Source organism: Flavobacterium sp. 5 (assembly GCF_002813295.1).
Taxonomy (GTDB): domain Bacteria; phylum Bacteroidota; class Bacteroidia; order Flavobacteriales; family Flavobacteriaceae; genus Flavobacterium.
In genome coordinates this window covers 2446962-2459273 of sequence record NZ_PHUE01000001.1, presented here as the reverse complement: position 1 = coordinate 2459273, position 12312 = coordinate 2446962, and the positions used below count along the sequence as shown (strand labels likewise).

Genomic DNA, 12312 nt, shown 5'->3' with positions numbered 1-12312 from the left:
ATTGCATATTATATCCATTCAAAAATAATGAGATAAAACAAAAAAAACGTCCCAATTTCTCGGGACGTTTTTGATATAAAATATTTGAAAGTATTATTTCAAACTCGCAGATAAGAATTCTCTGTTCATGCGAGCGATGTTTTCCAAAGAAATTCCTTTTGGACATTCGATTTCACAAGCTCCAGTATTGGTACAGTTACCAAAACCTTCTTCATCCATTTGACGAACCATGTTTAAAACACGGTCAGTAGCTTCGACTCTTCCTTGTGGTAATAACGCATATTGAGAAACTTTAGCACCTACAAATAACATAGCAGAACCATTTTTACAAGTAGCAACACAAGCTCCACAACCAATACAAGCTGCTGCTTCAAAAGCTTTATCAGCATCACCTTTATTAATTGGAGTTGCATTTGCATCGATAGTGTTTCCAGAAGTATTTACAGAAACGAATCCTCCTGCTTGTTGAATTCTATCGAAAGAAGTTCTATCTACAATTAAATCTTTAATTACTGGAAATGCTGCAGAACGCCAAGGCTCAATAACAATCGTATCTCCGTCATTAAACATTCTCATGTGTAATTGACAAGTAGTGATTCCAGTATCTGGTCCGTGTGCACGTCCGTTGATATACAAAGAACACATTCCGCAGATTCCTTCACGACAATCGTGGTCAAATGCAACTGGCTCTTTCTTTTCGTTTATTAATTGTTCGTTTAATTGGTCTAACATTTCCAAAAATGAACTAGCCGTAGAGACATCATTCAATTTGTATGTTTCCATTTTTCCTTTTTGTTTAGCATCTTTTTGACGCCAAATTTGAAGGCTTATATTGATATTTTTTGCTGCGCTCATAATCTTTTATTTGTAGTTTCTTGCGGCTATTTTAATAAACTCGTAATTCAATTCTTCTTTGTGAAGTTCTTCTTTAGTAATGTCGTATCCTTTGTATTCCCAAGCACCAACAAATTTGAAGTTTTCATCATCACGAAGAGTTTCCCCTTCAGCATCTTGATATTCTTCACGGAAGTGACCTCCACAAGATTCTTTACGTTGTAAAGCATCCATAGCCATTAATTGTCCTAATTCGATAAAATCAGCAACACGAAGTGCTTTTTCTAATTCAGGATTCAATTCATCTGAACTTCCAGGAACATAAACTTCTTTAAAGAATTCTTCTTTTAAAGCTGCAATTTCCGCAATAGCTTCTGTTAAACCTTTTTCGTTACGACCCATTCCAACTTTATTCCACATAATGTGTCCTAAAAGTTTATGGAAATGATCCACAGATTTTGATCCTTTATTAGACAAGAATTTATTGATAGTCTCTTTTACATTTTTCTCAGCTTCTACGAATTCTGGTAAATCTGTTGAAATTTTTCCAGTACGAATATCATCAGCCAAATAATCAGAAACAGTGTAAGGTAATACGAAATATCCATCTGCCAAACCTTGCATCAAAGCCGAAGCTCCCAAACGGTTCGCTCCGTGATCAGAGAAGTTAGCTTCTCCTGCAACGAAACATCCTGGAATAGATGATTGTAAATTATAATCAACCCAAACACCACCCATTGTGTAGTGAACTGCTGGATAAATTTTCATTGGAGTTTCATAAGGATTCTCATCCGTGATTTTTTGGTACATTGTAAACAAGTTACCATATTTCTCTTCCAACCATTTTTTCCCTAAAGAATCAATTTCTTCTGCTGTTGGATGATGATTTCCTTTAGCGTAAGCTGTTTGTTTTCCTTTAGATTGAATCTCTGTAGAGAAATCCAAATAAACTCCTTCGTTAGTAGCGTTCGCTTCAATTCCGAAACCTGCGTCACAAACTTCTTTACCAGCTCTTGAAGCAACGTCACGAGGAACTAAGTTACCAAATGCAGGATATTTTCTTTCTAAGTAGTAATCTCTATCTTCTTCAGCGATTTGTGTAGGTTTCATTTTACCTGCACGAATAGCTTGAGCATCTTCTATTTTCTTTGGAACCCAAATACGTCCAGAGTTTCTTAATGACTCTGACATCAATGTCAATTTAGATTGATTTGTTCCGTGTACCGGAATACAAGTTGGGTGAATTTGTACGTAACAAGGATTTGCAAAATAAGCTCCTTGTTTGTGGATTTTCCAACCAGCAGTTACATTCGATCCCATTGCATTAGTAGAAAGGAAATAAACATTTCCGTATCCTCCAGTTGCAATAATAACAGCGTGAGCAGAATGTCTTTCGATTTCTCCAGTAATCAAGTTACGAGCAATGATTCCACGAGCCTTACCATCAACTTTTACCAATTCTAACATTTCGTGACGGTTGTACATATCGATTTTCCCTAAACCGATTTGTCTTGATAAAGAAGAATAAGCTCCTAATAATAATTGTTGTCCTGTTTGTCCAGCAGCATAAAAAGTACGTTGTACTTGTGTACCACCAAAAGAACGGTTGTCCAACATTCCACCATAATCACGTGCGAAAGGAACACCTTGAGCCACACATTGATCGATGATGTTTCCAGAAACTTCAGCTAAACGGTGAACGTTTGCTTCACGTGCTCTGTAATCTCCTCCTTTAATTGTATCGTAAAACAAACGGAAAGTACTATCTCCATCATTTTGATAATTTTTTGCAGCATTGATACCTCCTTGTGCAGCGATTGAGTGCGCACGACGTGGAGAATCTTGGTAACAAAAAGCTTTTACATTATAACCCATCTCAGCAAAAGAAGCAGCTGCCGAAGCACCAGCTAATCCTGTACCTACAACGATGATATCTATTTTTGGTCGGTTGTTTGGAGCAACTAACCTTAAGTGATCTTTATAATCAGTCCATTTTTGTGAAATGTGACCTTCTGGTATTTTAGAATCTAGTTTCATTATATAGATTGATATTAATTATTAAAATGGTGAAAAAGTGCAATGAAAATAAATCCAAAAGGAACTATAATTGCAAATGCATAACAAATTTTATGCAAAGACTTTCCAATTTTATTGTCAAACCCTACTGATTGTAAAGAAGAAGTGAAACCATGCCAAAGGTGTAATGCCAATAACACGAAAGCAACACAATACAATCCTGTACGAACTGGGCTTTCAAATTTAGCTACCAATTCTTCATAATATCTAGATTCATTAATTGCATTTACATCTACATATTTATAAACAATTTCATGAAACCAAAAATCATACATGTGCAATCCTAAGAAAGCCAATACAACCAAACCAGAAATAATCATATTTCTTGAAGCCCATGAAGCATTTGCAGCACCATCGTATTTTACATACGCAACAGGTCTGGCGCTTCTGTTTTTCAACTCGAGAACGAATCCCATAACGAAGTGAAAAATCACACCCGCAACCAAAATAGGTTGCATAACATATTGAATTAAAGGGTTATAACCCATGAAATGTGACATCGCATTAAAAGAATTCTCACTAAAAACGGATACGAAATTAATAAAGAAGTGTAGCGATAGAAACGAAATCAAAAAAAGACCTGAAAGCGCCATAGCTACTTTTTTAGCTATTGACGACTTCAACATTGAAGATTTTGCCATAATGATATAAATATTTTATTTTTTTAAAAAGTCCAACAAATTTATGGTAATTAGGAAAGAATAACAACCAAATATGCAATTTTACTACACTATTTATAATCATTTTAAAGTACGTAAAAAATACGTATTTAATACTTACAAAAATACGTAGTTTACAAGCTAAATTTGTCCTTTATAACGAAATCCATCGTAAATCAAAAAAAGGCATTAAAATTACAAACCTAATTATATTTTATCGCCAAATGTTTAAAAAACTAACAATTGTATAATTCAAAACAAGGTTTACAAATTATTCCCTAAAAATTAAATTTCAATCATTTTACACCCTTAAAAAATTGTATTTCCCCCAAAGCAATTTTAACTTTACATCCTTAAATTTTATTCATGAAAACCGGAATTGACGCTCTTGCATTTGATGTTGCAAAACTACACTTACCAATAAAAACATTAGCTTTAGCTAGAAACATAGAACCCGAAAAATTAGAAAAAGGATTAGGTTTATTAAAAATGACATTACCAGATACACATCAAGATACTGTTGTATTTGGAGCCAATGCATTAACAAAATTAATCCAAGACAACAACATTAATTTAAATGAAGTTGCCCGAATATACGTTGGAACCGAAAGTGCTATTGACAGTTCTAAACCGATTAGTTCTTTTTTAATAGCATTGATGGAACAAAAATTTGGAGAAGGTTCTTTATCAGAATGTGATGTTGTTGATTTTACCTTTGCCTGTATCGGAGGTGTTGATGCGTTACAAAACTGCCTTGATTTTGTTCAATTAAATCCAACCAAAAAAGCAATTGTTGTCACTACTGATTTTGCCAAATACGATTTAAATTCTACTGGAGAATATACGCAAGGAGCTGGAGCTGTAGCCATGTTGGTTACTCAAAACCCAAGAATCATTAGTTTCGAAAACCATTGGGGAGTTAGCACCAAAGGCGTTTTTGATTTCTTTAAACCTTACAGAACAATCTCAAAACAAGTAATTACTGGGAATACAAACAACGAATCTTGGTTTGATAATTTGGAGGCCGAAATTGAAATCCATAAAGACCAACCTGTGTTTGACGGACAATATTCGAACCAATGTTATATGGACCGAACCAGAGAAGCTTATTTTTCATTCAAAAAAATAAAGAATACTCAAGAAACGGTTTATAGCACATGGAAAAGCATTGTTATGCACCTACCGTACGCTTTTCAAGGGCGAAGAATGCTATCTGAAATTTACGCTTTGGATGCTTCTACAAAGATTATTACTGGTAATGAAGATCCTTCGGAATATCAAAACAAATTGAAAGAAATCAGTAAATCTGAGAATTATAAAACATTTGTTTCCGAAAAATTACAGCCTGCAGAATTAGCTTCTTCTTTAATTGGAAACCTTTATACAGGTTCCATTTTCATGGGATTATTATCGACTTTGGCTCATTTTTATGACACAAAAAAAGATATTTCAGAAACAAAATTTGGATTCTTAGCATACGGAAGCGGATCAAAATCTAAAGTTTTTGAAGGAACTATTCAGACTGAATGGAAATCAGCTTTAACCAATATTGCTCTTTTTGAAACATTGGAAAAAAGTTTTGAAATTGATTTTGACACTTATGAAAAATTACATAAAAAGGAACAAAAACAAAGTATTCAAACACCAAAAAATGAATGGATTCTAGATCGAATAGAAACCGAAATTCCAAATTTGATAGGTGCTCGTTATTACAAATGGGTTGATTAAAATTACAATTGACACTGAAAAAGAGCCACGAAAGATACAACATCCATTCGTGGCTCTTTTTATTTAAGCTAAAATCAGTTTAGAAATTAATGCTTAACTAAATTTAGCAATATATTCTTGTACCGTTGCATCCGTCTTTTCGTGTCTGATTTTTTGGTCTAAATGAATTGGAGGCGATGCACGTTCTAAACAATCTTTAACCGAACAAGTTTCACAAGTAACTCCAACCAGTTGCTTTTGAATCAAATCTCCTTCAATAAACTTAAATTTCTTTTTTACAGAAGGTGTTATCAAAATTCCAACCGAAATACTTCTTAAACAGTTTTTCTTAAACGGATCGGGCGTAGCTGATGAAAAAACGAGATATTCATTATTACTGTTTTCATAACGTGAAATCTGTGCGTCAAAAAAGTGCTCTTTTTTTTGTTTTAAAGATTCTACAATCGTTTTTATAGAAACCCATCTTCTGCAATAATGCTCATCCATTTCATTAGCATGAGGCTCTTGCTGATTGGTGATATGCAATTCTTTTTTAATCTGATAGGTATTCGAACCAATTTCATGAGACAAACGAAGAAAAAACAGGTTCTTTATTTGAAAATCTTTTGGTAAAATATTCGTCAATCGTTGGTAAAATGATTCTGGCGAAACAGTAAACTTATTAATCAACTGAACCATTTCTTGTGGTTTTGGATTTTCTTTCGATAAAAAAGCATTTAGCTCTTCAATCAATGGTTCTCTCGGAATAAGTAATGCCCCAGCAAAATAGGAAGCATAAAAGTTATTGAGGACTTGATCAAAATTTTCAAACTTAATCCAACTAAAAGTATAGAGTCTTTCTTTAATTTCAAGAAAATTATAAGCAATCTCTTTAGCCAAAATAAATGCTTTTTGAGAATCATCAATACCAACCGAAAGCAATAAGGTTTTGCTTTTTGGCACAAAAATAGATCTCAAATCGCCCAATTCTTCCTGTTCCGAAAAAATGATTTCCTGAATACTATAGCCATACTCTTCGATCAATATCGCCGACAATTCTTCTATTGAAATATTGGTAGTATTTGTAATATGAAATGCTTTGCAAAACAACAGCACTTTTTCCTCAAGGTCTTCAAAGTAATTATTATGTGCTTCTTGATAGGAACGCAATGACGCTAAGAAAAAACTTTCCCGACTTAAATTATAATGCTGTGCTATCTCAATGATAGTACTTATAAAAGCATTGACTTTGGCCGGAGCATTGGCAATGATATCAATTAAATCGGCTTCCTGAATCCCAAAAAGATCCAAAGGAATCTCTTTTAAAATTCCTGATTTTAAAATTTCACCTATCGGCGCGAGATTATTATCCAGTTTCAAAGACACCATGTGATCATAAGAAACATCCAATTTCTCTGCTAAAAGAATGATTTTATCCGTTTTGGGATATTTTTTTCCTTTCTCTATTTCATTCAAATAGGATTTTGACAGTTCTGTTATTTTGGCAAGACCAAATAATGACAAATCTTTATTTGTTCGAGCCTGCTTGAGTTTAAGCCCGAAAATCAACTTGATATAATCCTTTTCTATATTCATAAAATCAAAGGTAAATTAAAAAAAGAAAAAACTCAAAAAAAATATTTTTCATTTTTAGCGAACGTTCGCTTGTTTTGTAAAAAACTTTTTGTAGTATTGCATTATCAAAAAGCACTAACCATGATAAACCAAACTGAAACCACAGAAAAAACATTTCAGATAACAACTGGAATGGATCAGCAGTATCCACAAATATTGACGGATGCAGCTATTGAATTCTTAACTGAATTGCATCAAAAATTTAATAACAAAAGACTTTCGTTATTAGAAGACCGTAAAAAACAACAAGTCTTATTTGATGCCGGAGCCTTACCGTGTTTTCCACCAGAAACACGAATGATTAGAGAAAGTAATTGGACTGCCGCAATCACACCAAGAGATTTACGTGACCGAAGAGTTGAAATAACAGGGCCTGTGGATCGAAAAATGGTTATCAACGCACTCAATTCGGGGGCAAAAACATTTATGGCCGACTTTGAAGACAGCACCTCGCCTACTTGGAAAAACTTGATGGAAGGTCAACAAAATCTAATCGATGCTGTAAACAAAACCATAACTCTTGAAGACCCTATAAAAAATAAAAAATACGCTTTAAAAGAAAAGACAGCTGTTTTAATTGTTAGACCACGCGGTTTGCATTTAAACGAAAAGCATATTCTTATTGACAATCAGGAAGCATCTGGTTCTTTAATTGATTTTGGATTGTATGCCTTTCATAATCATGAGCAATTATCCAAGAATGGAACGGCTCCTTACTTCTATTTGCCAAAATTAGAGCATTACCTGGAAGCAAGATGGTGGAATGAAGTTTTTGAATTTGCGCAAGAATATTTAGGGGAACAAAACGGCACTTTCAAAGCAACCGTATTGATAGAAACGATTACTGCCAGTTTTCAACTGGACGAAATTATTTTCGAATTAAGAGATCATATCGTTGGGCTAAATTGCGGTCGTTGGGATTACATTTTTTCTTTCATCAAAAAATTAAGAAGAAACAAAACCTACATCGTTCCGAATCGTGACCAAGTTACCATGATATCACCTTTCATGAGTGCTTATTCACAATTGGTTATTCAAAGATGCCACAAACGAAACATTCATGCCATTGGCGGAATGGCTGCTCAAATTCCAATTAAGAATGATGAAGAAGCCAATAACATTGCGTTTGACAAAGTAGTAACCGATAAAAGAAGAGAAGTACAAAATGGACACGACGGCACTTGGGTAGCACATCCAGATTTAGTTCCGTTGGCTCAATCAGTTTTTGATAAGTACATGCCAACACAAAATCAAATTCATATAAAAAGAGAAGATGTAAACGTAGTAGAAGAAGATTTGCTAGCAGTTCCAAAAGGTACAATCACTGAGCAAGGTGTTCGTAAAAACATCAGTATATCGGTACTTTATATTGCTTCATGGCTTAACGGACAAGGTGCTGCCGCGTTACACCATCTAATGGAAGACGCAGCAACTGCCGAAATTTCAAGATCGCAACTTTGGCAATGGCTTCAAAACGAAGTAGAATTGGACAACTACAAAATACTAACCAAAAAATACTATCATTTTTTAGCCATGGAAGAATTTGAAAAAATCAAAAAGCAAGTGGGAGATGATAATTATAAAAACCACAACTATCACTTAGCCGAAAAGCTATTGGATACACTTGTAGTAAACGACAACTTCATAGAATTTCTAACCCTAACAGGCTATAAGTACTTATAAAAGTCAGAACTACGATTTTAAACATAAAAAACCAACCAAACTAATAACCAACAAACACTATTAACTTAAAACACCATGAAAACAACCGAAACCAAAATTCAGGAATTAATTACAGACTGGCTAACAAACCCAAGGTGGAAAGGAATCGAACGTCCTTATACTGCCGAAGAAGTAATCAATCTTCAAGGTTCTTATCAAATAGAGCACAGTATTGCCAGAATGGGAGCCACCAAATTATGGAACAAACTTAATTCACAGGATTTCGTCGCAGGTTTAGGCGCACTTACAGGAAACCAAGCTATTCAGGAAGTAGAAGCCGGACTTGAAGCCATTTATCTGAGTGGATGGCAAGTTGCAGCTGATGCTAATGTAGCTGGTGAAATGTACCCTGACCAATCTTTATACCCTGCCAACAGCGTTCCTTTGGTTGTAAAAAGAATCAACAATGCGCTTTTGCGCGCCGACCAAATACAAGTAGTAAATGGATCTGCAGACAAAAAAGACTATTTAGTTCCTATTGTTGCCGATGCCGAAGCGGGTTTTGGTGGTAATCTAAATGCTTTCGAGTTGATGAAATCCATGATAGAATCAGGAGCGGCAGGAGTTCACTTCGAAGATCAATTGAGTTCTGCTAAAAAATGCGGTCATTTAGGTGGGAAGGTTTTAGTACCTACTCAGGAAGCCATCAATAAACTAGTAGCAGCACGATTGGCTGCCGATGTAATGGGTACGCCAACACTAATCGTAGCCAGAACAGATGCCGATGCTGCTAATTTATTAACCAGCGATATCGACCCAAGAGATGCGAAGTTCATTACTGGAGAAAAAACTGCCGAAGGGTTCTTCTACGTAAATTGCGGTGTAGATCAAGGAATTGACCGTGGTTTGAGCTATGCTCCTTACGCCGATTTGCTTTGGATGGAAACTAGTAATCCAGATTTAGCATATGCAAAACGCTTTGCCGATGCTATTCATGCTAAATTCCCTGGAAAATTATTGGCTTACAACTGCTCACCATCATTCAACTGGGCTGCCAAATTATCGGTAGCCGAAATGGAAACCTTCAGAGAAGACTTGGCGGCAATGGGCTATAAATTTCAATTCATCACTTTAGCAGGATTCCACGCTTTGAATACCAGCATGTTCGAATTATCAAGAGCCTACAAAGAAAGAGGAATGGCAGGTTACTCTGAACTACAGGAAAGAGAATTCGCTTTACAACAACACGGTTTCAAAGCCGTAAAACATCAAGGATTTGTTGGCACCACTTATTTTGATGCTGTACAAAACACCGTTACAACAGGAAAATCTTCTACAACAGCCATGAAAGATTCAACCGAAGTAGCTCAATTTTAATTTTAATTACTTTTCTAAAAAGCATGAAGAAACCATTATTTCTTCGTGTTTTTTTTGCATTACTACCTCTTAAAATCTTTTGGGCGTGACCCCATCTCAATAAAAGGGCAAATTCACTTTACGAGTATTCGCCCTTTTATTTAGATGCTGTCGGGCTATACGCGCTACTTTGGTAGCCTGCTTCTATCCCTCACGCAAACAATCAGCAAAATAAGAGGCTATCAAGAGAAAAACGGCTCTCAGATTTCGCAGAAAAACAGAACAGAAAACTGAAGAATTTTACTTAAAAAATAAAAACAGATGCTAAACCATAATTGTATTGGTGATAAGTACCAACACTATAGGTGTTAAACCATAACTCTATTGGTGATAAGCACCAATAATAGAAGTATTAAACACCAACAATAAAGGTGTTTAACCATAACTCTATTAGTGATAAACACCAATAATATAGTGTTAAACTGTAGGTATATTGGTGTTAAGCACCAATAATAGGGGTATTAAACCATAACTCCATTAGTGATAAACACCAATAATATAGTGTTAAACTGTAGGTATATTGGTGTTAAGCACCAATAATAGGGGTGTTAAACCATAAGTTACTTTATGATAAACCCTAATACAACTTGCTATGCTTACTGTTTATTGATAGTACCCCTCGTAAAACAAGACTCAGTGTCTAAATAATAACAAAGAAGCAAGATCTCTCTCTTTAGCCCTGATCGAAGTGGAAATCCTTTTTATTTTTTCTTTAAAAATAAAAAGATTACAGCGAAGAGCAGGAACCATCTCACTAAAAAAGCCCGATCCTACTGCTCCAAAAAAATAATTGATTCAAAGATTAATTGTAAACCTTAAAAAAAACCATATAAAGACAAATTACATTTCAAAAGTTACTATTTTTGATGAATCAACACCCAAAATCGCTTTAAAATGAAATATCATCAAATAGATCGCGCCCTTTTTATAAAAAATCGTTCAAAATTCATTGCCGAAATGAAGCCAAATAGTGTCGCTATTTTCAATTCGAATGACATTTATCCAGTTTCTGCAGATAGTACTTTACCATTTGCACAGCATCGTGATATTTTTTATCTCTCGGGTGTAGATCAAGAGGAAAGTATCCTACTGCTTTTTCCAGACGCGCCGTACGAGAACCAAAGAGAAATCTTGTTCCTAAAAGAAACTAGCGAACATATTGCTATTTGGGAAGGTGAAAAACTAACCAAAGAGAGAGCTTTTGAAGTTTCGGGAATTAAAACCGTGTATTGGTTACAGGATTTTCATAAAATCCTGAACGAAATGATGACGTATTCAGATACTATGTACATCAATACTAACGAACACTACCGTGCCTCTGTTGAAACGGAGACTCGCGAAGCGCGTTTTGTAAAATGGTGGAAAGAAAAATACCCTGCACATCAAGTAGCCAAAAGCAACCCTATATTACAACGCCTTCGTTCTGTTAAGGAAACTGAAGAAATTGATTTAATTCAGAATGCTTGTAATATCACCGAAAAAGGGTTCCGCAGGCTGCTTTCGTTTGTAAAACCAAATGTAACCGAATATGAAATTGAAGCGGAATTGATTCATGAATTCGTTCGCAATCGCTCCAAAGGTTTTGCTTATACTCCAATTATTGCTTCTGGAAATAATGCCAATGTATTGCATTATATCGAAAACAACCAACAATGCAAAGCAGGGGATTTAATTTTGCTAGACGTGGCTGCCGAATACGCTAATTACTCAAGCGATATGACACGCGTGATTCCTGTTTCAGGAAAATTTACAGACCGACAAAAAGCAGTTTACAACGCTGTTTTGAATGTGAAAAATGAAGCAACCAAAATGCTGACTCCTGGAACTCTTTGGAAACAATATCACGTAGAAGTGGGTAAAATCATGACTTCGGAATTGCTTGGTTTAGGATTAATAGACAAAGCCGATGTGCAAAATGAAAATCCAGAGTGGCCAGCTTACAAAAAATATTTCATGCACGGGACTTCGCACCACATGGGACTTGATACTCACGATTACGGGTTATTACACGAGCCTATGAAAGCCAACATGGTATTTACGGTAGAGCCAGGAATTTATATTCCAGCAGAAGGTTTCGGAATTCGTTTGGAAGATAATGTTGTTATTCAGGAGAAAGGCGAGCCTTTTAACCTGATGCGTAACATTCCGATAGAAGTAGATGAAATCGAAAGTTTAATGAATTCTTAGTTTAAAGAAAATCAATATAAAACACAAAAAATGGTTTGCAGTAATGCAAGCCATTTTTTTTTAGCCTCAATTAAAATAAAAAAATAATTTTTCGGTTGTAACATTCTAAATACTCATTCGACTTATTTTAAAAACT

General features: G+C 35.0%; 8 protein-coding genes. 4 read left to right on the top strand and 4 right to left on the bottom strand.

What is annotated here, in order from left to right:
• Positions 1-93 precede the first annotated feature (93 nt).
• From CLU82_RS09990 to CLU82_RS09980, 3 genes are read right to left on the bottom strand one after another with little or no spacing between them, the layout of a single operon-like run.
• A complete protein-coding gene (locus CLU82_RS09990) occupies positions 94-855 on the bottom strand; it encodes a succinate dehydrogenase/fumarate reductase iron-sulfur subunit (RefSeq protein WP_100842960.1) in 762 nt (253 codons plus the stop codon).
• Between the two features lie 6 nt (positions 856-861).
• Positions 862-2871, bottom strand: coding sequence for a fumarate reductase/succinate dehydrogenase flavoprotein subunit (locus tag CLU82_RS09985; RefSeq protein ID WP_100842959.1), 2010 nt, complete (start codon positions 2869-2871; stop codon positions 862-864).
• Between the two features lie 14 nt (positions 2872-2885).
• Positions 2886-3551: a succinate dehydrogenase cytochrome b subunit gene (locus tag CLU82_RS09980; RefSeq protein WP_100842958.1), complete on the bottom strand. Its 666-nt coding sequence runs from the start codon at positions 3549-3551 to the stop codon at positions 2886-2888.
• 384 nt (positions 3552-3935) lie between these two features.
• Here CLU82_RS09980 and CLU82_RS09975 point away from each other — a divergent pair, with 384 nt between their 5' ends.
• Positions 3936-5297: a hydroxymethylglutaryl-CoA synthase family protein gene (locus tag CLU82_RS09975; protein WP_100842957.1), complete on the top strand. Its 1362-nt coding sequence runs from the start codon at positions 3936-3938 to the stop codon at positions 5295-5297.
• Between the two features lie 93 nt (positions 5298-5390).
• Here CLU82_RS09975 and CLU82_RS09970 read toward each other — a convergent pair whose 3' ends face one another.
• Positions 5391-6872 carry a helix-turn-helix domain-containing protein gene (locus tag CLU82_RS09970; RefSeq protein WP_100842956.1) on the bottom strand — a complete coding sequence of 494 codons (1482 nt, stop codon included), beginning with the start codon at positions 6870-6872 and terminating at the stop codon, positions 5391-5393.
• Between the two features lie 120 nt (positions 6873-6992).
• Here CLU82_RS09970 and aceB point away from each other — a divergent pair, with 120 nt between their 5' ends.
• The 3 genes from aceB (at position 6993) to CLU82_RS09955 (ending at position 12176) form a co-directional block, all read left to right on the top strand.
• Complete coding sequence (gene aceB / locus CLU82_RS09965; protein WP_100842955.1) at positions 6993-8594, top strand: malate synthase A; 1602 nt, start codon at positions 6993-6995, stop codon at positions 8592-8594.
• 75 nt (positions 8595-8669) lie between these two features.
• Complete coding sequence (gene aceA / locus CLU82_RS09960) at positions 8670-9950, top strand: isocitrate lyase (protein ID WP_100842954.1); 1281 nt, start codon at positions 8670-8672, stop codon at positions 9948-9950.
• Between the two features lie 933 nt (positions 9951-10883).
• A complete protein-coding gene (locus tag CLU82_RS09955) occupies positions 10884-12176 on the top strand; it encodes an aminopeptidase P family protein (protein ID WP_100842953.1) in 1293 nt (430 codons plus the stop codon).
• Positions 12177-12312 lie beyond the last annotated feature (136 nt).

What these genes read in the sequence shown, in the direction of transcription:
- CLU82_RS09990 (WP_100842960.1), bottom strand. Translation starts at nt 855, where the DNA reads ATGAGCGCAGCAAAAAATATCAATATAAGCCTTCAAATTTGGCGTCAA.
- CLU82_RS09985 (WP_100842959.1), bottom strand. Translation starts at nt 2,871, where the DNA reads ATGAAACTAGATTCTAAAATACCAGAAGGTCACATTTCACAAAAATGG.
- CLU82_RS09980 (WP_100842958.1), bottom strand. Translation starts at nt 3,551, where the DNA reads ATGGCAAAATCTTCAATGTTGAAGTCGTCAATAGCTAAAAAAGTAGCT.
- CLU82_RS09975 (WP_100842957.1), top strand. Translation starts at nt 3,936, where the DNA reads ATGAAAACCGGAATTGACGCTCTTGCATTTGATGTTGCAAAACTACAC.
- CLU82_RS09970 (WP_100842956.1), bottom strand. Translation starts at nt 6,872, where the DNA reads ATGAATATAGAAAAGGATTATATCAAGTTGATTTTCGGGCTTAAACTC.
- aceB (WP_100842955.1), top strand. Translation starts at nt 6,993, where the DNA reads ATGATAAACCAAACTGAAACCACAGAAAAAACATTTCAGATAACAACT.
- aceA (WP_100842954.1), top strand. Translation starts at nt 8,670, where the DNA reads ATGAAAACAACCGAAACCAAAATTCAGGAATTAATTACAGACTGGCTA.
- CLU82_RS09955 (WP_100842953.1), top strand. Translation starts at nt 10,884, where the DNA reads ATGAAATATCATCAAATAGATCGCGCCCTTTTTATAAAAAATCGTTCA.